Origin of the sequence: Leptolyngbya sp. NIES-2104 (assembly GCF_001485215.1) — a bacterium.
Taxonomy (GTDB): Bacteria; Cyanobacteriota; Cyanobacteriia; order Leptolyngbyales; family Leptolyngbyaceae; genus Leptolyngbya.
In genome coordinates this window covers 3,536,143-3,559,262 of the sequence record NZ_BBWW01000001.1, presented here as the reverse complement: position 1 = coordinate 3,559,262, position 23,120 = coordinate 3,536,143, and the positions used below count along the sequence as shown (strand labels likewise).

The window sequence follows — 23,120 nt, the reverse complement described above, 5'->3', positions numbered from 1 at the left end:
TGATAAAACTCCCGTAGAACCTTATCAACAGCATTCAATGACAGCTACCCCCACCCACCAAGCCTCAGAACTAGAAGCAAAAAAGCAACTATTTGACATGATGTTGGCGTTTGTTAAAAGCCAGTGTCTCTATGTTGCGGCTCGTTTAGGAATCTATAACCTGCTATCCGACCAAGGAGAGCAAAGCTTAAGCACGATCGCTAAAACGACTCAGACCGATCCAGAGCGACTTTACTTTGTCCTAAGAGCATTGGCGCATGTGGGTGTGCTAGAGGAAAAGCCCGATCGCGTCTTTGCTCCAACGGTCATGTCTAACTTAATGGTGACAAATCGCGGAGCCTCGATCGGGCATTTAGCCATGCACTTACTCGAACCCGCCCAGTGGAATGCTTGGAACATGCTCGAAGAATCGCTGCACACCGGAGAAGTGCCGTTCGAGCGGGCAAATGGTCAGGGCGTTTACGAATTTTGTCAAGGCGATGATTGGAGCGGCGATGTCTTCATTAAAGCAATGAGCTTTTTTACGGCACATTCGATCGAGGCTTTACTTGATGCCTACGACTTCAGCCGCTTTAAAACAGTGATGGATGTTGGCGGCGGACAGGGCGGACTGATTGCTGGAATTGTAAAACGCTTTGGCTGTAAAGGCATTTTGTTTGACGTGCCTTATGTAGCTGCAACGGCTCCCGCTTATTTAGAGCAGCAGGGCGTTGAAGCGGGCGCGATCGACATTATCACCGGAGATGTCTTTGTCGAAATTCCCACCGGAGCAGATGCGATCGTCATGAAGTATTTCATTTCTGCCTGGAACGACGAAGATGCCGCCAAAATTCTACACAACTGCAAAAAAGCCCTACCGCCTCACGGTCGAATTGTGCTGCTCCAGGCGTTTGTGCCAGATCTCGATGAACCCAAAACCGCACCCGATGGCATTATGCCAGGAATTTTTGCTGTGCAGATCAACGTTGCCGTACCTGGTGGTGGCTGGCGCACGAAGAAACAGTTTCAATCGTTGTTTGAGCAGTGCGGCTTTCGGCTTGAACAAGTTGTAGATACGACCACGAATCTTTCGGCAATGGAATTCAGCATCGCAGGCTAATGAAGATTCATCCTTTTTATGGACGGGTGCTGAGATATTTAGAACCCTTACCCGCTGATTTGAAAGAAGGTGCTCAGGCAACGATGCTTGAGCGCAGTCAATTGAGAGTCAGCCACCTGATCACAAGCTTGCTGCGTCGATCGCGGGGCAAGCTTCCGATGGTGTGGGACCCGTGGATTCTCAAAGACGGCGATCTGTACCGGATGTTTTATTTGCAAGGCATCGCTGGACAAACTCCGTGGTGGTTTGTGAGTAACATCGGGGGCGCGATTTCAACGGATCTAGAACACTGGAAAGACTTAGGCACACTGCTAGAGCCAAACCCGAATCAGCCTTGGGAAGCGGGGCGAGTCTGTGCAGGCTGCGCTTACAAAGAAGACGGAATCTACTATCTGTTTTACTCAGCAGGTGGAACAGAAATGCCGCACTTGAAAAATGAAGGAATTGGACTCGCCGTTTCTCAAGATGGCGTGAAATTTGAGCGAGTTAGCGATCGACCTCTCCTAATCCCCGATGAAACTGATCCTTGGTATGCTCGCTGCAATTCGGGCGGACATTTTCACTGGCGCGATCCGTATGTGTTTAAAGAGCGCGACAAATATTATTTGTTTATTTGTGCCTCGGTGCGAGTTCCGGGTGATTTTCAGGGCAGTGTTGGAATTGCAGTAGCCGAGCGAATTGAGGGTCCTTATAAAATACTGCCGCCTGCGATCGACCTTTCCGAATCTGTATTAGAAAACTGGTTCTACTATCACTTAGAACGTCCACAAGTCATTTATCGAGACGGAAAATATCATTTATTTTTTTCGTGCTTCAAACAGTTTTTTAATCGGAAATGGCTGAAAACACAGCAGCGTGTCACCAATTCTTCGCTGTACTGGTACATTTCCGATCGCGTGACCGGACCTTACAAACCGATTGATCCCGATAACTTCATCGTTAAAGGTAGCGAAAAAACTGGAATTTACGGCACGAATTTTTTGCAGATTTCAACTGATCCAGAAGAGTTCATCGCTTATGGTTGGTATCATCGTCTGCACGCGCTAGAAGTTTCAAAGACATTCCGCGTGAAGTGGGATAGTCCGGGCAATACGATCGACTCCCTGACGATCTACTAAACATCGCTGAGGGATCAAATCTCAAACCGAATTCACCCTAATTTAAATTCGGATGGAAATCACGCAGCATCTTCTTCAACTCCATGCCGTGCAATTCTTCCTGTCCAATCATGCCGCGTGTGAATTCTTCTAAATAGATGCTGGCATCCTCAACCACGTCTAACAATTGTTTGTAGAGATTCAATGCTGCGGTTTCATGGTTTAAGCTCTCTAGCAGAATGTCGTAGATCGAATGCTTATCGGTTTCTTCGATCGGGGCAATCTTCAAGCTTGGATGTCCTTCGAGTCCGGTGAGAATTTCCCCGACTTGTTGAGCATGAAGCAGCGATTCGCTGGCTTGGGCTTTGAGAAATTCCACGATCGGAATTCGATTTGGACCTGTCACCATCAACGAATAGTGTGTGTATCGCACCACACCCGCTAACTCTGCTTCCATAATCGAATTCAGCAGATGAGTGGTTTTTTCTAAATCGAGGGTTCGCATGGGTTACTCACTGAGCGCAAAAGACTAGATTCTCACAAACTGCGATCGATTAAATGCCCACTTCGCCTGTTGACTCAGCATAAAACAAATTCTTGCGGCAATGACGTTTCCTTTCAGCCCTAATAAAGATTCTCATTAACCGAACCCGCTGAAGAATTCGCGGCTCAGTATAAGTTAAAACTCTAAGTATCATTGTATTCGCTATATAGCTTAGATTTTTTGCACTGTTCTACTGAGATTTAAATCTGTGTTTTTGCTGAGGGTGCGAAATGTTTACCAAAGCTTCACCAAGACTGGTCAGAAATTATACGTAGAAATTGTCAGTTTATTTGAAAATAGAAATAGCCAATTGCACCGGGAATCCAACGATATGCTTCTAACCCAGCAGCTTGCGAATCAGTACTACATCTATGTCGATTCTAATCGCCCGCCGGAACCGTGGGATATTTATAACCCCAGACCCCAGAATCGCGGATTTGTCACTTATTTTGGACAAGTCCTGCAAGCGGTTGAAGAAAACTTAGGCAAACAGGGATTAATCTTCTACGTCACCTTGAGTGATATGCAGAAGCTTCCGTCCTACGGTGACAATGTTGTGGTACTGATTATCGGGGACGAGCATTATCGAGTTCCGCGCTACATTCACCAAGTCGGAGCCGTCTTCAAAGCATATGGAACCTCTCAGGAGATGCAATGGAAAACTTTGGTGACGAAGCCTTCCTATCGTGGCTTTATTACACTAGTGCAATATTTCAGTAACTTATCGCTCCGGCTACCGCTGCTAGTAAACTATAAATTTCAAAAGCTTAGAGCCGCGATCGCGAAAGACGTGAGAATTGCACCAATCTATGACATTCCCGGCGGCTATCATAACTCGGAAGATTTACCGATTAAGCCGATCGACGATCGCGCTTACGATGTCTTTTTCGATGGCAGTGTGCAGAACAATATTTACTCTAAGTGGTCGATTAAGAACGTTTTAAAGACTCCAAAAATTGTGGCTCGATCGCTAATGTTGCAGCAGCTCGATCGCTTCAAGCAAAAATATCCTGAATTTCACATTCAGTTAGCGATTCGTCCGGCATTTGGCATGGTGAGCGAGGATGATGCGGGCAGCTACAGCAAACACTTGATGAATACAAAAGTGTGTCTTGTTCCCAGAGGCACGACGCTGGAATCTTTCCGCATCTGTGAAGCGCTGCGGTATGGCTGCGTTGTGATTGTGGAAGATTTACCCGATCGAGACTTTTATCGGAATGCTCCAGTCGTTCGGATCAAGGATTGGAACAATGTTGAACCTGTGTTAGCGCAGCTTCTAAGAGATAAAGAGCAGATGCGTGAATTGCACCAGCAGACTCTAGAGTGGTGGGATACACAGCTTACTGAATCTGTCGTCGGAAAACAGATCGCAGAAAAGCTGAATCAATTGTCATCCGTCCGCGCCTAGAATCGCTCTATTGCAAAGAAACTCTAATCCTGCCGAGCGTGTTCGATCGCGGAAATCGTTTGTGTGGGTAAAAACACCGTGAATTTTGAGCCTACGCCGACCGTCGAATCAACCTCGATCGAACCGCCGTGTAGTTCTACGAGTTGCTTCGTTAATGCGAGTCCTAACCCGGTTCCTTCGTATTTGCGATGGTACGACGCATCTAATTGTTGAAACTTTTGGAATAGAAACGATCGCTGATGATTGGGAATGCCAATTCCTGTATCTTCGACTTGTAGAATCGCCGTCTCTCCGCTGACTCGAACCCGCATAATAACTCGCCCTTGGGCTGGCGTGAACTTAATCGCATTGCTCAATAGATTGAGGCAAATTTGCTGGACTCGTTGCGGATCAGCTTGAAAGGTGAAATTTTGAGAGCGATCGGGTAACAGTTCCAGAATGAGCGCAACTTGTTTGCTATCTGCTTTTTCCTGAAGCATTTGGATTGTTTGCTCAACCAGTTCCGCCAGCGAGAATTTCTGAATTCGTAAAAACATTCTCCCAGCTTCGACTTCTGACAAATCTAGAATGTCATTAATGAGCGCTAGTAGATGTTCTCCTCGCTCCTGAATCGTTTGGAGATATTCCTGCTGCTTCTGAGGAGCGATCTTATAGTTGGTTTCTAGCGATCGCAATAAAGTCGAAGCCATACCGATAATCGTCGTTAACGGCGATCGTAATTCGTGGCTCATGGTTGCTAAAAATTCGGACTTGGTGCGGTTTGCGGACTGGGCAGCGATCAGCGTATCTCGAAGATCTTGTGTGCGATCGATAATTTGCTGCTCTAGTGTGCTTTTTTGCTGCTGAAGTTCGCTGTAGAGTTTTGCTTGATAAATTGCGATCGCTAAATGTTCTGCAATGCGCTGGAGCAAGATTTTTTCTCGATCGTTCCATTGGCGCGGTGACTGGCACTGATGCACAATCAGCAAGCCCCAAAGTTCCTCTTGCACCACGATCGGTGTGACTAATTCTGCTTGCACATCGTTTGGAGATTGTTTTAACAGCGAAGTCATGGTGGATGCTTCAGAAGATTTTCGCCCGTTCGTCCAAGTCTGCGATTCTTGGGGTCTTGTCTGCAACTGTTTTGGGCTGATGTATTCGCTCACGACATTGAGAATCGACGGAATCTGATCGCTGCTGCGAGATTCATAAGTAATGCCATCGAGATTGTGAGTGACTTCTCTGAAAGATGAAAGATCATGATCGATCGCACAAGACGGAGCCGGAAAATTAAATTGATAAATAATCAGTCGATCGGCTTGCAAAAAATCTCGCACCTGATGAACTGCGGTTTCGAGAATCACAGGCAGATTTAAACTGTGTCGAATCAAGGTTGTGAGTTGACTTAAAAGCCGTTCTTGTTCAATCTGATGCGCTGATTCGATCGGAGACTGTGACAGAAGTTCGATCAATTTCAGCGTGAATTCACTTTGTCGATCGCTTTGATTTTCCTTCAATTCAAAATCAGGAGCGCGATCAATCACTCGGCAAAAATCAGCGATCGCATCTGGAGAAAAAGTGAGTTCTAGACTGCACTGCTCGGTATTGATCAAACTTCCTAGCAGCAGTGCACTAAAGTCAGAAGAAACAACCAGGACAAACCGCCCGTGAAGCCGCGGGAAATCGGCTTCGGTCTGCACGATCGCGTCTACGCCAACCACTTCTTGAAGCAAGCTTCCGACTTGGTTAAACACAGCCCATGAAGAAGTTTGACGCAGGTTCGGGAAGCGAGTCATATCCAGAAGAAAGAATTCAAGCGATTCAATTTAGCGCACGGCAAAGTGCAGGGCATCGCTCGTCAGAAAGTTCTTCTATTATCAGGCTAATTCTAGAGAACCCGAATTTTATGAAGGTCTCCGTAACTTGGTGATTATTATGTCTGTAATTCTATATATTCTTTAATACTTTAGGGTCGCTTAATTCCCAAAAAAGCCAGATAAGAAAAAAGCGGGAAAATCTCCCGCCTCTCTTTCACTAAACCATTTTCAGGTTTGGATATTCAGCAACGACATCATCACGCGTCAGAACATCGCCTTCAGCCTGCGGAGTCCATAACACTTCGAGTGCGAGAAGCTGCTCACTCGAAACGCTACCCAATTGACTCAGCGATCGACGTAAATCTTCAACACTATTAATCGTCGGTAACTGCAATTTGCCTTGAGTTCCCACTAGCACAGTGACGATAATATATTCACCGGAACTTTCTGCCAGTGCGCCTCCTTTCTCTGCCACCGTCAATGCACTCGACGAGGCTTGCTTCAATTGGTTATTCACGTTCGAGAAGGTTTCAGCATTGAATTTGCTACGCTCAGACAATGCCAATCGATTGAATTCTGCACCTGCAGCTTCTAATCGCGCTTGATGCGATTCTGCGTTTCCGTACACCCAATACTGCGGGTTGCGTAACAGCGCTAACGACACTTCCTGAAGCACTTGAGCTAATCCTTCAGCAGTCTCTGTATTCGCCCGTTCACCGATACGATCGAGATCAGCTTTCAGTTCCCGCGCTTGTGCCAACAATCCAACTTGAACTTTAGCGACCGACACCGCGGGAGTGCTGTAGTCGAGTTCGTCGCCATCGCTATTCGAGCGTCGGAAGGTATTCACGACAAAGCTAGCAAGCGAGATCAAAATCAGCAGTGAAAAGAGTCCGCCAAATCCGCCACCGACTCCAAAGAACGGAAAGTAGACGAAGGGGAAGAACCCACCGCCACCACCGGGATAGTAGCCGCCGCCTCTAGGGGGAGCATAAGTACGGCTAGGAGGTGAATAGGTACGAGCGGGTGCCCGGAATGATCCGCCTCCGATGCGTCCACCACTAGCAGCCAATGCGCCATCTGCGTGACCAAATGCCAGAGTCAGCACAAGTGCGATCGCGATGACCGGACGGATTAAAGTTTTAAACAGTTTTGAAATCTTCATAAGTCTATCCCTAGCGCTTATCCAGACGGAGCTTGTGACTCGTCCGGTTTGTGTAAACTCTTTGTTACAGAGTTTTAAGCTAACAGATCTACTGTATCGCGTTCATCAGGGGTTGCAAACGTCCTAAGCGATAGGTTTTAGGAGAGATTCCCGTACTGGATTTAGAATAGGTTTGAAAGTTTTCTCACTGCGTTGTTCGTCCGCCCCGGAATGGAATTCGGGGCTAACAGAACGAAGTCCGCTGAAGGGGACTAAAAGCCAAACGGAATCTCTTCAGTCCTTTTCAAAGGACTTCGCACCATTAGCCCCGAATTCTATTCCGGGGCGAGAGTGAACGAAGCGAGAAGTCTCTAAAAAGCAGTGCTCTATCCTCCACCGACGATCGTCACAATTTCTAATCGATCGCCATTTTTCACTTCGGTTTCGTCCCAAAATTGCCGATGCAAAATCTCGCCGTTGTACTCGACTGCAACTAATCGCGGATTCATCCCTAACGATTCGAGAAATTTCGGTAAGGTTAACGTCGATTCACAAGTTCGAGTTTCACCGTTCACTTCTAATGTAATCATCATCCCTCCCACGGATCGCTCAGAGAGTGGGTTTGAAATCGCCGCTTCTGATCCAATTGAGCGACAAAAAACTGAGTCGCGTACGTCGGTTGATCCGATCGCATAATCGCCCGAACGACTGAAACCCGTTCCGCTCCTGCATTCAGCACTTCATGAACGTTCTGAATATCAATTCCGCCGATCGCATACCAGGGAATCGAACAATGCTGGGCAGCATGACGCACGTAGTCCAATCCTGCCGCAGGTCTGCCTTCTTTCGTCGGCGTTTCGTAAACCGGACCCACTCCAACGTAATCGGCTCCCTGCGCGATCGCGCTTTCTAATTGCTCTGGGTTGTGCGTCGATCGACCGATAATCTTGTGCTGACCCAACATCCGACGCGCCCACTCTAGCGGCAAATCATCTTGTCCGAGATGAACTCCATCCGCATCGACCGCCAACGCTAAATCAACTCGATCGTTGATAATAAACAGCGCATCATACGATCGACACAACTGGCGCAGTTTCTCCGCATTCCGCAATCTCACCAGGTCATCCGCTTCTTTATCGCGATATTGCACTAAAGTGAGTCCGCCTTTAAGAGCGGCTTCAACTGTGGTGAATAAATCATCAGACGGCGATGTCACGAGATAAAGCCTTGCCGATTCGAGCCGTTGACGGCGATGGATCGAGAGCAATCGACTTTCTAACGTGTAAACCTCGTAGCGCATTTGTTTAACCGCGCTTGCCATCTCCGATCGATAAACTTTTCCGTATTCTTCTAGGACTCGAAGCGCTTCTTCCACACGGGCAAAATTCGCTTGTAGAACCTGTTCGATGCTGCTCCGAATGGCTTCTTGCGGATGAGTTAACGCTGTTCCGGGGTCATCGGGTGTATTTCGAGCCGATCGCAGGTCTGGATGATGCCACTGAGCTAGTTCTTGTCGCCAGTGTTTGCACTGTTCGGTTAAAGCGACCTCTTCCAAGCCGAAACGACACCATTCCTCAATCACTCGTAAGCCCTCACGAGCGCGATCGAGGTTGGCATCTAAAATCCGGTACAGTGCTGGCTGCATAGAGGATTGGAAATTGCCCATGGGATCAGTCCTGTTGATTGTTTATCGTATCAGGGGTGCGGATCGTCTCGCTTGTGTAAAGTTTTGTGAAGTTGCTTGATCTCCGTGGAGTTACAGAGAAAATAGTTTCACTCTAGTAATTTACGTGGAAACCCGCTCGGATTCAGGGTTCCAGTGATTTTACAGAGGTCAATTGTGACTCAGGGTGTAGACTGAACCCCGTTACATCCCGTCCTGTGATCCATACAAGCCGTGTGTAGGAGCGCAACTCGTGAACAACTGCCCTTTCTTTTCCTCCGTATTCGCTGTATTCAGTGTATCGGGACTCGTGATCGCTGCATTTCCGGTCGTGGCAAATCAGATTCCGGAGCAGGTCGTGTCGTCGGCTGGTTCGGTGATTTACGTCAATCCCGCGATCGGAAACGATAACGCCTCTGGTCAAGCGCAATCTCCGCTCAGAACGCTAACGATCGCGCTTGATCGCGCCATGCCCAATTCCACGATCGTCCTTTCTCCCGGAACCTACAGTGTTGAAACCGGAGAAGTGTTTCCAATCCAACTAAAGCCGACGATCACGGTGCAAGGTGATCCACGTGATCGCGGGCAAAGTGTGATTATCCGGGGGGGCGATGTGTTCTTAAGTCGAACCTTCGCCCGGCAGAATGTAACGATTCTGGGTGCAAATAATGCAACACTGACCGGAGTCACAGTCACAAATCCGAATCCTCAAGGGTACGGACTGTGGACAGAATCAAGCAGCCCGCTGGTCGTGGCGAATACGTTTACCGGAAGCAGTCACGATGGCGCTTCGATCGTGGGAAACAGCGCTCCCGTTTTCAGAAATAATTATTTCTATCAAAACGGCGCAAACGGCATCACGATTTTCGGTTCATCTCGCCCTGAGATTCAGGAAAACATTTTCGAGCGAACCGGATTCGGCGTGAATATTGCTCAGAATGCCACTCCGAGACTCGTAGGCAATCGCATCACGCAGAACAAAGACGGGATTGTGATTCAGGGAAATGCTCAGCCTGTTTTACGCAACAACGTAATCGATGGAAACGATCGCGATGGCATTGTGTCGATCGCTCAATCTCGCCCGGATTTGGGAACTTCCGCTGACCCAGGAAACAATACGTTTTTGGGCAATCGGCAATTTGACATCAACGCTCGAAGAAGTTCGCAGATTCTTCCAGCTTTTGGGAATCAACTTTCAGCCCGAACGATCGGACGATTGGATCTTTCTGGAATTGCCTCGACTCCAGTAATGCCCGCGAATGTCGCTTCCTCAACGGTAACGGCACGACTTAGCCCAATTGCAATTAATCCCAGTTCTCGAATCAGTCGCCCTCTGCCTCGTCCGAATGCTCCCACAGCGGGTGGCGTTGAAATTCCTGTTCCGGCTCCGATGACTGATTCAGTTCCGGTTCCGATGACCGCTTCAGTTCCGGTTCGTCGAATGGCGCGACCTGCATTCCCTCGTCCAAATGCCCCCTCACCAATTATTCCACTGGGTGAGCGTACGCCGTTTCCGGTGGCTCAATCTCGTCCAATACCCATTGCCCAATCGCGCCCGATGCCAACGTTACAGATCAACGCGATTTCGACGGCTCCGATTCCGGTACAGGTTCCTCAAGCGGCTCCTCGTCGGATGACACCTTCTGGAATTTTGCCAGTTCCTCGTGTCACACCGCCGATCGGGAATACGCAAGGAACATCGGTTCGGGTTTGGCGTGGAGGATCGGCTGGGGTCAGTCAGGCTGCGAGTTTAGGATTTCGATTTCGGGTGATTGTGAGAGCCGATTCGGATTTGGAACAGTCACAAGTGCGATCGATCACTCCGGATGCATTTTCGCTGCGAGGACGCGGTGTGATGCAGGCGGGAGCATTTCGCGATCGTACGGAAGCGGATGAACTGTTACAGGTTTTGGTCAATCAGGGATTGCAGGCATCGATAGAACAAATTTGATTCGGAGAAACACGATCGAACAAATTTCCCGGATCTACTTCTACTACCAGCGGAAAACACAATGGTAGATGCACCCTGACTAATTCCCTGGAGGACTTCCTCTGGGGGATTTCTTTATCGAGACGGCTGCGAATCGGGATTTGGATCAGGCACCACATCGGGCAGCGATCGTCGAAATCCATATAGCCAAATTAAACCGATCGCACCCAATACAATTCCGGTCAAACTCACGACCTGAGCCATTCTCAAAAAGCCCAGCATCAAGCTATCTGTTCTCAATCCCTCGATCCAGAATCGTCCTGCACTGTATGCCACCATGTAAGTTAAAAACAGCGTTCCAACTTTCAATCGAGGACGTTTGAAGAAAAGAAACATCAAGACTGCAAATACACCCAAATTCCACAGCGATTCATACAAAAACGTTGGGTGATAATAAGCGACATTTTCTAAACCGATCGGGCGGCGATCCGGTGGAATAAACAGCTTCCACGGTAAATCAGTCGGACTGCCGAACGCTTCGGAATTAAAGAAATTTCCCCAACGCCCGATCGCTTGTCCCAAAATCAGCGACGGAGCCACCAGATCCGCTAATTGCCAAAATGAAATTCGCTTTAATCGGGCAAAAATCAGAGCCGCGATCGCACCTCCAAGAATTGCGCCATGAATCGCAATTCCACCTTGCCAGATCGCAATAATTGATCCTGGATTCGATGCATAATCACGCCACTGAAAGATCACGTAGTACAGTCGCGCACTCGGAATCGCTGCTAATACGAGCCAAATCGCCAAATCGCTAAGCAACTCCGGATTCACCTGCCGCCGGGATGCCAAATACTGAGACAAATTCACCCCGATCAGAACCGCCGAAGCGATCAGAACGCCATACCATCGAATCGACAACGGACCGAGTTCAATCCCGCGTCCGGGCGAGGTAAATTGAAACGCTAACACAGCATCAGCCAGCATAAGACCAGAGAGAGACAGGGCACTGATCAAGATAGCATTTCTGGCGAATTATCTTCGATTTGGCTCGATCGCGATCGTTCCGACCGTCGCGGGATGCTGCAAATTGATCGGTAAACAAATCGTGAACCGACTGCCTTCACCTTCTCTGGAGTACATCGTTACGGTACCGGCATGAAGTTCCGCCAGTTTCTTCGTCAGTGCGAGTCCGAGTCCTGTTCCTTCGTGTTTGCGAGACAGCGACCCATCCACCTGCTGGAACGGTCTAAACAACAAGTGCTGCTTGTCTTCGGGAATGCCGATTCCCTGATCCCAAACGGTCATGTGCAGCATATCGTCGCAGCGTTGTACCACGAGTCCGATTTCGCCGCCTTCGTTCGAGAATTTGATCGCGTTTGAGAGCAGATTCAGCAACATCTGACGGACGCGCAATTCGTCTGCCATCAGAGGTTCTAAACCAGACTCGATCGACGAATGCACCGTGAGTTTCCGCGTCCGAGCCTGTTCGCTGACTAGAGAAAGCGTTTTCTCACAAATTTCATCCACGACGAGCGGGGCAAGTTCGAGTCGTAGCTGTCCCGCTTCCACTTTCGACAAGTCAAGCACATCGTTAATCAGACCTAATAAATGCTGTCCACTCTGATAGATCTGATGAACGTAGATCTGCTGTTTTGAATTGAGAATACCGAAAATCTGCTTCTGTAAAATCGACGAAAAGCCCAAAATTGAAGTCAGTGGAGTCCGCAACTCATGAGACATATTCGCTAAGAAGTCCGACTTCATCTGTGAGGCTCGTTCGAGTTCATCGTTTTTCGCCGCGAGTTCCGCTTCGGTTTGTTTCTGCTGCGTAATATCACGAGTGATGATCGAAATTGCGGTTGGTTGACCCTGCTCGTTCAAAATTGGAATAGCAGAAACAAGAGCCAGGAACGAATCGCCATTGCGACGATGACAAGTGACTTCACCACTCCAACCCCCCGCGATCGCTTGAGAAATTAATAATTCTGTTTGTTTGCGCTCAGGATATAAAACCGCTGTATGAGTTCCAACTAGCATGTCAACTTGCCAATTGAAAATCCGACTAGCAGCGGAATTTGCATAAGTAATTTTGCCGTCTAAATCGGTAATGACGGTACTGTCATAAGCCGATTCAACCGCACGAGAAAAAATTTGAAGCTGTTTTTCAATCCGCTTACGTTCGGTGACATCGCGACCGATTCCCATGCCCCCAATCAGCTCATCATCCCGGAATAAAAGCTTGCCATTCACTTCAAGATAAATCTCGGTACCGCGTGAAGTCATGAGGACAAATTCAAAGTCTCTCAATTCACCTGTTCGCATTAGATTCTCGAACGCCTGCTTGGTTCGATCGCGATGAGCAGGCGAGACAAATTCCAGATACGATCGTCCAATGACTTCGCCTCTAGAAGATTCCAGCAATTTTTGACCGTACGAATTCATATAGGTCAAGGTGCCATCTAAATCGACGGTGTACACCATGTCATTAGCCGTTTCAATATAGGCTCGGAATAACTCTTCTGATTGACTCAAAGTAATTTCCACGGAGCCAATTCGGACGAGTTTGTCAGGAAGTGTATGATTCGACATTTCCACAGAATTACCAGGCTGAAGTACAGAGCGATAGGGGCGAGCAATAGATGGAGAAGCGTTGTCTCCTGCGAATTAAATAACGGCTTTTGTTGATGACAAGAATCAATTTGACAACAACTCATAACATGAGAAGAAAAAGTGCTAGAGAGAAGACATTGACTCGTCGGCTTGCTAATACAAACCACAGACCAACGTTCTACACCGACAGAGAAGTCTCGGCTTCCTAGACCAGAGATTTTATAAAGGGTAGGAGAACAGTTCAATTTCTGAAATCCTCATAGAAGTTTGTACCATGAGTGCAAAACATAAAGCAGGATTTATACGGATCATTCTCAGGGTAGATCTTTTAATCTGATAAAAACAAGTAAGTATTTTTACAAAGACTAAATAAAACTACGCAAGTTAGCGATCTCGAATCCCAGAAAGAAGAGTTGACCGTCTAAGATAGAACTCTGACTGAATCAAACAGATTTCGCTGTCACTGTTCAGGTATTTCTCTATTCACACCATTTTTCTGGCTTCCGTAAAGATTGGGTGAAGTTTCCGCGAAATCTCCTGATACTCTTTTTCTATACGTTTCGAGCCTTCTATGAAAGCCTTAGTTGGAGCATCCCTTCCCGAATTAACCGAGTGGGTGAAAGAACAGCAACAGCCCGCTTACCGAGGACAACAGCTACACCAGTGGATTTACCAGCGGGGCGCTCGATCGCTTTCCGAAATTTCCGTATTTCCGAAACAATGGCGCTCCGAGATGTCAGAGTGCGCGATCGGTCGATCGGAGATTCATCACGAGGCAAAATCGATCGATGGCACGGTGAAATTTCTCCTGCGTTTAAATGATGGTCAAATTGTCGAAACGGTCGGCATTCCTACAGATAAACGCCTCACGGTTTGTGTCTCCTCTCAGGTCGGCTGCCCGATGGCGTGTGATTTCTGTGCGACTGGAAAAGGCGGATTCAAGCGCAATCTCGAACGCCATGAAATCGTCGATCAAGTGCTCACTGTTCAAGAAGTTTTTCAGCAGCGGGTGAGTAACATTGTCTTCATGGGCATGGGTGAACCGCTGTTAAATGTCGAGAATGTTTTGGGTGCAGTTCGATCGATGAATGAAGACATCGGGATTGGTCGCCGCTACATCACAATTTCTACCGTTGGCATTCCCGGTCGCATTCACAAGCTTGCAGAGCATCATTTACAGGCGACACTTGCCGTGAGTTTACACGCCTCAAATCAGAAAGTTAGAGAGCAATTAATTCCAAGTGCGCGACAGTATCCGTTAGAAACACTGCTCGATGAATGTCGCGAATATGTGAGCCTAACCGGGCGGCGAGTCACGTTTGAATACATTTTGCTGGCGGGCGTAAATGATTGTGTGGAACACGCGATCGAGCTTGCCGATCATCTGCGGGGATTTCAGAGTCATGTGAATTTGATTCCGTACAATCCAATCAGTGAAGCCGATTACCAGCGACCGGATCAGCGACGGATTCAGCAATTTGTGAAGGCATTGAGCGATCGTAAAATTGCGGTGAGTGTGCGAAAGACTCGCGGATTAGAAGCGGATGCGGCTTGTGGGCAGTTAAGAGCTTCATTTGCAAGCAGTGCTCAGCATTAAATGATGTTTGAAAAGTTGTCGTTTGTTGCTACATCCCGCCCTGAAATAGAATTTCGGGCTAATCGGCGAAAGTCCATTAGAAATGGACTAAGAGACTGAAACTAGCTCCCAGTCTACTTCAGTAGACTTTCCACGGTTAGCCCGAAATTCATTTCAGGGCGGGAAGCAATCGGAGCGAAAAGACTTTTCAAACACCCTTCTAGATCAATTCCAAATCCGGGGTGATCCGCGATATTTCATTTTCCGCCGCACGACTAAACTTCTCATCATCTGGGGAATATCCTGCTGATGCCCCATTACAATCACCGCATCCCCTTCCCCTAACACCGTCATTTGTCCGGGATGCGTAATCACCGTTCCATCTGCCCGACGGAGTGCCACGATGATGATCGTACCTTTTCCCCGTACCTCGATATCTCCGATCGTGGCTCCGATCATGCCCGACTTTTGAGTAATCGCAAGCTCATCGACTTGAATATCCATCTGATTGAGCAGTTCGTTTAGCGTATTGCGATCGTCCCCTTGGCTAAAGAAATCCAACGTCGCCGGATGCGTAATCATATGCGCCATTCGCAAAGCACTAATCGAAGCAGGTAACACCACTTGATCGGCTCCTGCCAATCGGAGTTTTCTTTCAGTTGAAGGCAGTTCACCACGGGCGAGAATCGTTAACTTCGGATTTAGCTCACGAGCCGTCAGCGTGATAAATACATTCGCGGCATCGTCCGGTAGAACCGTAGCAAGTGCTCTCGCATTATCAATTCCCGCTTTGTATAGCACCGTGTCATCTGTGGCGTTGCCTGTTCGGACTAGGTAACCCTGAGATTCGGCTTGCTCGATGCGATCGAGATTATTATCAATCACCACAAACGTCACTTTGGCATCTGTGAGCTTTTTTGCCAGAATCTGCCCCATTCGTCCAAAGCCACAGATAATCACATGATCTTCGAGCGCTTTAATCGTCTCCGACATACGTTTTCTTTGTAAAATCTGCTTAATTTCGCCTTCCGTCACCATCTGCACAAAACCGCCCACGGCATATACCGCAGACGATGTGCCCCCGACAATCACTAACATCGTAAAAATTCTCAGTTCGGGCGTAGTTATCGGTCGAACTTCCCCAAAGCCCACCCCGAACACCGTAATCACCACCATATAGAACGCTTCAAGCGGCGACCACCCCGCGACAATATAACCCAACGTCGCAAGGAAAACAGTAATCAGGAAGAAGACGACTCCGGTAAGAATTCGCCTGAGTGGACTTTGCATACTGCGATCGCAATTCTAAATGCCTTCATCATCGCAGATCTCTAGAAATCCGGTAGGCTTAGCCGTTTGTTAAATCCAGTGAATCAAGATGAGTCTGGGTCAGGAATTCTTGAATAATTGATCGCATATACCTTTGATAAACGCGATCGACAATCTCCATGGCAAAAACTGTTGCAGACGCGATGAGCCACGATCCGATTACGGTTCATCCTGAAACCCCGATCAATGAGGTGATTAAAATCCTCGCCGAGCGGCATATTAGCGGCTTACCTGTACTCGATGCGAACGATCGCCTAATTGGCATTATTTCCGAAACGGATCTGATGTGGCGCGAAACCGATGTCACTCCTCCGGCTTACATCATGCTGCTCGACAGTGTGATTTATCTAGAAAACCCAGGGCGCTATGAAAAGGAACTCCACAAAGCCTTGGGACAAACCGTCGGAGAGGTGATGAGTTCGGCTCCGGTGACCACCACGTCAGATACGCCTCTTTCCAAAGCTGCCAAAGTGATGCACGATCGCAAAGTTCACCGTTTGCCTGTGGTGGATTCCGCTGGTCACGTCGTTGGAATTCTGACTCGTGGCGATATCGTCCGCGCAATGGCGGCAGAACAAGCTTGATTTAGTAAGAGAATTGCAAATGACTACACCCGATTCGATTCGAGACTTATTACAATCCCAAGATTTTGGCGATCGCTTACGTGGGATTAATCAACTCCGAGACATTGATCCCGCGATCGCATTTGACCTGATTCAAATTCCCGTCGCAGATAGCAATGTCCGAGTCCGATACGCCGCAGTGAGTCAACTTGCTTCACTAGGGAGCCAAAATCGCTCGACCGCACTGAGTTTATTAAAAGTTGCGCTGGCTGATATCGAACCGGATGTTCAAGCAGCAGCAGCGGATTCAGTTGGAGCATTGAAGCTCACCGAAGCGTATGAAGAACTAGAATCGCTCTATCGTAGAACTCCGGAGTGGCTGGTGAGTTTTAGTGTGATTGCGGCGTTGGGAGAATTGGGCGATCCGCGATCGTTCGAGTTGCTCAAAGAAGCGTTGAATTCGGATAGCGGTCTGGTGCAAACCGCAGCGATCGGATCACTCGGAGAACTAGGCGATGTGCGTGCGGTGGAATTACTGACTCCGTATGCTACTGATGCAGATTGGCAAATCCGCTTCCGGGTGGTGCAAGCGTTAGCGCGGTTGAATACTCCGGAAGCTCGATCGACGCTCGAAACGCTAACGCACGACGAAACCGAACAAGTTGCAGAACAAGCAAGACAAGTTCTCGCTGCGTAGTTCTCCGGATTCACGATCAGAACCTGCGGAAGAATAAGTTAAATTCCTCGATCGGTGCCCGTATCTTCTTCGCGAAGGTATGGGCATCTTTGCGTACATGGTATTAAATAAGACAGGTTAACCTCAGTAACATGTCAAGTTTGGGACTGACAAGATCCTTATAGAAAACTCGTGATCTTTGTAGCGAACTTGAAGCTTGAGTAAATAAGTAGGTACGGATAGGGCATCTACGCAGTATCCGTAATAACCTGTATATATCGAAGACAGGAACCGTAAGCCGCCCTCAGAAATACTGAGTTCCTCAGCTTTACTTTTCAGTTTTACGTCTGACTAACAGTGCATTTCTACTTATAAAGTTTTTTCTCAGATTGGAATATTCACCATGAAAAACCTCTCTCTTTCTGTGCTCACAGGAATGATCGCAAGTGGCGCGATCGCGGCTTATCAACCCGCTGCCCAAGCTGCTTCTTTCACCTTTAATGCTCAAGATGCCGTTTCCGAGGGCTGTGTTGGACAAACGACCTGTACAGTAAATGACTTCTTTTCTCTAGAAGCAACCACCGCTCGGAACACATTCGCTCCTGTCCTGACGCAAAAAACAGTCGGATTGGGTGCAAACGCCGTCCTGGGTATCGGGATTGATAGCAGCAAAAACAAAAACAGCAACCCCGCTGGCGAATCGGGTCGCACTGAATCTCAGGGCGAGATCGATATCGATGAAATCTTGAATGTTGGATTCAAAAAAGTCGGAGTGCTCAGCGCACTGGATCTTAGCTTTCTGTACAAACCAGGTTCGCGACAGTATGGAGACGATGTATTTGAAGCGGCACTGGTCACTTTAGATGACAAAACGCAAAGCGGAACGTTGACGGTAAAAAATGAAACGACTGCCATTTGGAGCCTTGGGGGCAGCGATGACGTGATCAATCTCTCTCTTTCCCGGAACGGCTTCGGTGGGTCTTACCGCATTGTCAATCCGTTTGGAGACCTCAAAATTAAAGGATTCAGCTTGACCGGGTTCAAGTCGTTGGCGAAAGACAAAGACGGAAACTTGCTGAAAGACAAAAATGGCAAGCCCTATTACCCGGCAGGTTCTAAGAATTCTGATTTTGCGCTGTCGCGTGTGGAAGTGACGAAAGTTCCTGAACCTGCGACGTTACTCGGTCTCGGTGTGGTCGGTCTGGCGGCATTGACTCGTCGCCGTCAGGTCGCAAAAGCAGATTAAATGATTTGATGCAGCTAACTCTATAGGTACGCGATCGCTCTCTTTGGAACGATCGCTTTTTTTATGAGAATTCGATCGAGAAACTCACGGTCGTATTCAGCGACGCTCCAGGCTCGATCGACAAAATGCGATCGCCCGTATTCAGCGCATTCCGGGGTGCGCTCCAAGGCTCCAGACAGTAGAAATCTTTCCCTTTCACCGTCCAGAAAACGAGCAGCGGAAATTCATCGGCTGCTGTCAGCGTAATTCGAGTATGGCGGCTCAAATCGGTGACATGGGAGACTTGGCAACTGGTTTCGAGAAATGCCCAGTCGATTTCATCTTGAGCAAAATCGAACATGTTGAAAAAGGGATAACGTTCTTGAGTCCGTTGGTCAAGCGCTTCGGTAGCGGGAATTTCAAATCGGAGTTGATGTTTTTCGAGTGCTAGAAAATACGGGTGAAAGCCGATCGAGAATGGCATCGCTTCGTCTGACAGATTCTCGATCGTTTGATCGATCACTAATGTTTGACCTTGTAATGAATAAGTAAATTCCAATCGAAACTGAAACGGGTACTTCTCAAGCGTTTGATCATCGCTGGAAAGTCCGATCGTAAAGCTCAGTTCTCCATCGGTTTTTTGCTCTACGACTTCCCACGGTAAGTCTCTGGCAAATCCATGCTGTTTGAGCGTGTAAGTTTGTCCTTTGTAGGTGTAAGTATTGTTCGGGAGATTGCCGCAAATCGGAAACAGAATTGGAATACCGCCACGAACCGAAAGGGTGGGATCAGCAAAGCGAGCGGTATCCATGTAGAGCAGTTCTCGACCCTGGACTTGCCAACTGGTAATCATGCCGCCGCGATCGGGAACGATTTCGAGCTTAGAGTTAGAAGCTCGATCGAGCAGGACATAGGTGTCGAATTGTTGACGACGACGTTCAATAGAAAACACAGGCAGGTGAATAAATGGTGTTAAGAATTGGGGTCAGCATGAGCAGGCAGATCCGCATACCGACGGCGACCCGGTTCAATGCTATTCGTGGGCACGAGACGATCCGCATCGCCCGCATGAGTTTGACGATCGCGCTTGTGATCCATTGCCTGCGGACTGGGTGCAGACTGAGGAACCATCGGAGTCGGAGATTGACTGTTCGATCGATTGATAAATGAATTGTTATTCCACGGTTGATCAGCGGGAGTGGGTTGAGCAGTGGGATCAGGGCTAGATGGCGTACTCGAAGCTTCCGGACTCGTCTCAGGCGAGGGTGCAGGAGTAGATTGTGAATCAGTGGAAGGCTCTGGAGCAGTCTGCGAATCGGTGGAAGGTTCTGGTGTGGACTGCGAATCGGGGGTCGTTTGCTCTGAATCAGGTTTCACAATCGAGTCTTCTGGAGGCATCACCGTATTCGATCGAGCATCAATGATGGTGGGTGACTTTAACGGTTGCTGGAACACATCGGACACAGATTCGATTTGATGCAGAATTTCGTGAGCGCGATCGCCTGTGGCAATTCGTGGCTGAAATCCTTGCACTTCAACAGGTAACAACTCAACTTTCATTTGCCGATCTTTGAGGGCAACTCTCAGCATGGTACTGTCATAATCGCTTTCTGCCTTGCCACCAAAAATGAAATTGCCCAATGAGTAGACGATCGGACGACCTTTATAAACTTCTGCACCTTGCAGAATATTGGAGTGATGCCCCACGACTAAATCGGCTCCTTGATCGATCGAGAATCGTGCGAGTGCCATTTGAGCATCGTTCGGATACTTGGCAATGTCATCGCCCCAGTGGAAATTCACGATCACCCAATCGACCTGACCCCGAATCGCTTGAATATCAGCGGCAATGCGATCGTTTTGTTTCAAGTTCGTTCCAGGTTGCGCGTCTCTGGCGGCTTGATCTTCGGCTCCGAAATAACCGAGATACGCGACTCGTTGCCCATCAACATCGAGAATTTCCGGGCGACGAGCTTCTTTGGCATCTCGTCCCGCTCCAAAGTGCCGAATGCCCGCTTGATCTAGAGTTTTAATCGTTTCTTCTAATCCCGCGCTTTGGTAATCCATGATGCGGTTATTTGCCAAATTCACGAGGCTAATTCCGCCATTTTTAAGCACTTCCACTTCGGCTGGATTCGCTTTGAGCGGATCGCTCTTCGTAGAATCGGTTGCGGTGGTGAATGGAGCTTCGAGATTGACGATCGACACATCTGCCAATTTTGTTTCCTGGAGTGCCGCAAACGCCCATTTTGTGTCGTCTTTCACCAGGTCGGTGTAGTGCTGCGTCAGAGACACATCGCCCCCAAAGAGCAGCGTCGCCGTTCCATCCTGAGCTGTGCCAGTTGTTTCTACTTGCACAGGTTCTAAAGCGGTCGTAACCGTATTCGATCGAGCGACCGTTTCTGAATTCGCAGCGGTGGCTGTTTTTTGTTCGGTCGGGGAATCCGCGTAACCGAGCCAGCATCCGAAAATAAACGCGGCGGCGGTTGTTCCGGTGAGGAGAAGCGATCGTAAAGCGCGGAACTGAACTTTTTGCCGGGTCACCTGTCGAATCTTGGTTTGCAATTCTGCGGGTGAAGGTTGCGGCTCTGAAGATTCTGCCAGTTTTGCGCGACGAGCTGGAGAAACAACCCGAACCGTTTTACGCCAGAGGAGTTGGGGTTTACCGATGAATCGAGCAAACACCTGAACCCCGTCGATCGCATCCGAATTCAGTTTCCAGATGTGATGACAGATAAAACGGACTAGACTCTGCTGAAATTCGGGTGAGGAGGCATCGATTTCAGGAGAAGGATGGAATTCGACTAAGACGCGAATACAGCCGGGTTGGGGAGCGGCTTCGGCTTGAGCAAACAGATTATGGGGAAGCAGAAACACATTCAGCCAGTATGCGATCGCTTGAAAGTCACCCGATCGCGCCCTCTCCTCGATCGAGAGCTGACTTGATTCAGTTGCGTAACCCATACTGTTTCGACTCCACACGCATCATGTCACAGATTAGTAATACTGCAATTCAGACAAGTTGAACGAATTTTATGGCATAAAAGCCGATTTTTGTCACATTACAAGAAATATTTTTTGCATGATGCTGCAATATTTCCATCAATGCTCAAATTTATAGACCCACCAGACCCCGATCGCCACTTCGCGAAGCGGGTAGGATAAGCATGATGACTGTATTCACAAATGCCCATGTCTGTTGATCCTAATTTGGCTTCCTCTCATACGACCAACGGAACGAATAACGGCGCAGGTTCTGACATTTCTTCGATTCCCACTCGCGCAGAAATCTCTAGAGAACGCACAGCGGCTCATCAATCCCCGCCTCGATTTGGCGCACCGCCTCCGAATTTGAATCGATCGCTAATTTTGATCGTGGCGCTGTTGGTGGTTTCGATCGGGCTATTTCTGAATCAGTTTTGGATGATTTTGGCAGGCTCGATCGTGGCGCTGTTGCTGTCGGCTCAGATTCTTTATCCAACGGTGAAACCCGTGGTGATGGAAATTCTCACCGAGCAGGATCAAGGAATCGTTTTAGGGTCGATTGGGGCATTAGTGGGCTTGACTGGGGTACTCAAATTATTGGGAGTCGATCGAGCACTTGGAGAGTTGTACAACACGCTTCAATGGGATGCGATCGGTGCACTCGGTGAAGTGTTTGGTGCGCTAGGACAGATTTTGATTGCGGTTTTGGCAGTGTATATTGCATGGCGACAGTACGTGATCTCGATCGAACTCACTGTGCAGCAAAATACGATTACGCAGCAGCAAACGATCGATACATATTTTCAGGGAATTTCGGATTTGGTCTTGGATGAAGAAGGATTGCTCGAAGATTGGCCCCAAGAAAGAGCGATCGCAGAAGGACGAACGGCAGCAATTCTCGGCAGCGTTGACGGTTCTGGAAAGGCGAAAATCATTCGATTCCTGTCTCGTGCCAAGTTACTTTCTCCGCTCAAACGCGATTTACGGCTAGGACGGGCAATTCTCAACGGAACAGGCGGATATGCAGAAGATCGATTGAATGGAATTCGCGTGATCGATCTCGGCATTATGTTGGCGGCAGCGGATCTTTCAGGAACGGATTTACGCTGGACAGATTTGAGTGAAGCGAACCTAATCCGCGCTAATTTAACCAACTGCGATTTGGTCAAAACGAATTTTGCTCGCACTGTCCTCTGTGGTGCGAGTCTGCGAGGAGCCGACTTAAGCGGGACTCGATTCTTCTACGGCAAGGTCGAAACCGCTTCGCCTCGAAGCCGGACTGAACCCCCGAACTTTAAAACCGGAGCGTATACGGGTGCAGTCGTTGAAAATGCCGATTTTACCGGGGCGGAAGATATGACTGAAGAGCAGCGCTACTACTGTTGTGCGTGGGGTGGGACAAACACACGCGGAACCATTCCCGGTGGATGTGAAGGAATTCCGAACAAACTTGGAAGATAAGAAAACAAGAG

General features: G+C 48.4%; 19 protein-coding genes. 9 read left to right on the top strand and 10 right to left on the bottom strand.

Translation table 11 applies throughout. From position 1 onward, the window contains the following. The first annotated feature begins 37 nt into the window (after positions 1 to 37). Positions 38 to 1,099: a methyltransferase gene (locus NIES2104_RS16870; protein ID WP_058999454.1), complete on the top strand. Its 1,062-nt coding sequence runs from the start codon at positions 38 to 40 to the stop codon at positions 1,097 to 1,099. Continuing rightward, positions 1,099 to 2,217 (top strand): glycoside hydrolase family 68 protein, encoded by a 1,119-nt coding sequence (locus NIES2104_RS16865; RefSeq protein ID WP_058999453.1) that lies wholly within the window; start codon positions 1,099 to 1,101, stop codon positions 2,215 to 2,217. Before NIES2104_RS16870 ends, NIES2104_RS16865 begins: the two co-directional genes overlap by 1 nt. Before the next feature lie 37 nt (positions 2,218 to 2,254). On the opposite strand, the gene NIES2104_RS16860 is transcribed toward NIES2104_RS16865, so the two are convergent. Continuing rightward, positions 2,255 to 2,701, bottom strand: coding sequence for a bacterioferritin (locus tag NIES2104_RS16860; protein WP_058999452.1), 447 nt, complete (start codon positions 2,699 to 2,701; stop codon positions 2,255 to 2,257). A gap of 370 nt (positions 2,702 to 3,071) precedes the next feature. Between NIES2104_RS16860 and NIES2104_RS16855 the strand changes: the two genes are divergently transcribed. Then, positions 3,072 to 4,148 carry a hypothetical protein gene (locus tag NIES2104_RS16855; protein ID WP_058999451.1) on the top strand — a complete coding sequence of 359 codons (1,077 nt, stop codon included), beginning with the start codon at positions 3,072 to 3,074 and terminating at the stop codon, positions 4,146 to 4,148. 23 nt (positions 4,149 to 4,171) lie between these two features. On the opposite strand, the gene NIES2104_RS16850 is transcribed toward NIES2104_RS16855, so the two are convergent. The 4 genes from NIES2104_RS16850 to NIES2104_RS16835 all read right to left on the bottom strand — a co-directional run bounded on the left by NIES2104_RS16850 (position 4,172) and on the right by NIES2104_RS16835 (position 8,733). After that, entirely contained in the window at positions 4,172 to 5,923 is a 1,752-nt protein-coding gene (locus NIES2104_RS16850; protein WP_058999450.1) for a GAF domain-containing sensor histidine kinase, read from the bottom strand. Between the two features lie 238 nt (positions 5,924 to 6,161). Beyond that, positions 6,162 to 7,109, bottom strand: a complete 948-nt coding sequence (locus NIES2104_RS16845; protein ID WP_058999449.1) for a DUF1517 domain-containing protein — start codon at positions 7,107 to 7,109, stop codon at positions 6,162 to 6,164. A 365-nt stretch (positions 7,110 to 7,474) separates the two neighbouring features. After that, entirely contained in the window at positions 7,475 to 7,681 is a 207-nt protein-coding gene (thiS, locus tag NIES2104_RS16840; RefSeq protein ID WP_058999448.1) for a sulfur carrier protein ThiS, read from the bottom strand. Beyond that, positions 7,678 to 8,733: a thiamine phosphate synthase gene (locus NIES2104_RS16835; protein WP_058999447.1), complete on the bottom strand. Its 1,056-nt coding sequence runs from the start codon at positions 8,731 to 8,733 to the stop codon at positions 7,678 to 7,680. The genes thiS and NIES2104_RS16835 overlap by 4 nt, the downstream gene beginning before the upstream one ends. A 271-nt stretch (positions 8,734 to 9,004) precedes the next feature. On the opposite strand from NIES2104_RS16835, the gene NIES2104_RS16830 reads away from it, so the two are divergent. Then, the gene (locus NIES2104_RS16830; protein ID WP_072218087.1) at positions 9,005 to 10,702 is read left to right on the top strand and encodes a DUF1565 domain-containing protein; all 1,698 of its coding nucleotides are present in this window, start codon (positions 9,005 to 9,007) and stop codon (positions 10,700 to 10,702) included. Between the two features lie 114 nt (positions 10,703 to 10,816). Here NIES2104_RS16830 and lgt read toward each other — a convergent pair whose 3' ends face one another. Together lgt and NIES2104_RS16820 are read right to left on the bottom strand one after the other, a co-directional pair. Beyond that, positions 10,817 to 11,668, bottom strand: coding sequence for a prolipoprotein diacylglyceryl transferase (gene lgt, locus NIES2104_RS16825; RefSeq protein ID WP_058999445.1), 852 nt, complete (start codon positions 11,666 to 11,668; stop codon positions 10,817 to 10,819). A gap of 48 nt (positions 11,669 to 11,716) precedes the next feature. Then, positions 11,717 to 13,273, bottom strand: a complete 1,557-nt coding sequence (locus tag NIES2104_RS16820; protein WP_058999444.1) for a PAS domain S-box protein — start codon at positions 13,271 to 13,273, stop codon at positions 11,717 to 11,719. 592 nt (positions 13,274 to 13,865) lie between these two features. Here NIES2104_RS16820 and rlmN point away from each other — a divergent pair. After that, positions 13,866 to 14,891, top strand: coding sequence for a 23S rRNA (adenine(2503)-C(2))-methyltransferase RlmN (gene rlmN, locus NIES2104_RS16815; RefSeq protein WP_058999443.1), 1,026 nt, complete (start codon positions 13,866 to 13,868; stop codon positions 14,889 to 14,891). A gap of 204 nt (positions 14,892 to 15,095) precedes the next feature. On the opposite strand, the gene NIES2104_RS16810 is transcribed toward rlmN, so the two are convergent. Further along, a complete protein-coding gene (locus NIES2104_RS16810) occupies positions 15,096 to 16,160 on the bottom strand; it encodes a TrkA family potassium uptake protein (RefSeq protein WP_058999442.1) in 1,065 nt (354 codons plus the stop codon). 158 nt (positions 16,161 to 16,318) lie between these two features. Between NIES2104_RS16810 and NIES2104_RS16805 the strand changes: the two genes are divergently transcribed. The 3 genes from NIES2104_RS16805 to NIES2104_RS16795 all read left to right on the top strand — a co-directional run bounded on the left by NIES2104_RS16805 (position 16,319) and on the right by NIES2104_RS16795 (position 18,684). Next, entirely contained in the window at positions 16,319 to 16,783 is a 465-nt protein-coding gene (locus NIES2104_RS16805) for a CBS domain-containing protein (RefSeq protein WP_058999441.1), read from the top strand. A 19-nt stretch (positions 16,784 to 16,802) separates the two neighbouring features. Continuing rightward, positions 16,803 to 17,459 (top strand): phycobilisome degradation protein NblB, encoded by a 657-nt coding sequence (gene nblB, locus NIES2104_RS16800; RefSeq protein ID WP_058999440.1) that lies wholly within the window; start codon positions 16,803 to 16,805, stop codon positions 17,457 to 17,459. A gap of 382 nt (positions 17,460 to 17,841) precedes the next feature. Further along, on the top strand, positions 17,842 to 18,684 hold the full coding sequence (locus NIES2104_RS16795) for a PEP-CTERM sorting domain-containing protein (RefSeq protein WP_058999439.1): 843 nt from the start codon (positions 17,842 to 17,844) through the stop codon (positions 18,682 to 18,684). Positions 18,685 to 18,745: 61 nt separating this feature from the next. Here the strand turns inward: NIES2104_RS16795 and NIES2104_RS16790 are convergent, their stop codons facing one another. Next, positions 18,746 to 19,615 (bottom strand): aldose epimerase, encoded by an 870-nt coding sequence (locus tag NIES2104_RS16790; protein ID WP_058999438.1) that lies wholly within the window; start codon positions 19,613 to 19,615, stop codon positions 18,746 to 18,748. Between the two features lie 20 nt (positions 19,616 to 19,635). Further along, positions 19,636 to 21,627 (bottom strand): CapA family protein, encoded by a 1,992-nt coding sequence (locus NIES2104_RS16785; protein WP_058999437.1) that lies wholly within the window; start codon positions 21,625 to 21,627, stop codon positions 19,636 to 19,638. 228 nt (positions 21,628 to 21,855) lie between these two features. Here NIES2104_RS16785 and NIES2104_RS16780 point away from each other — a divergent pair, with 228 nt between their 5' ends. Beyond that, positions 21,856 to 23,109 carry a pentapeptide repeat-containing protein gene (locus tag NIES2104_RS16780; protein ID WP_058999436.1) on the top strand — a complete coding sequence of 418 codons (1,254 nt, stop codon included), beginning with the start codon at positions 21,856 to 21,858 and terminating at the stop codon, positions 23,107 to 23,109. Positions 23,110 to 23,120 lie beyond the last annotated feature (11 nt).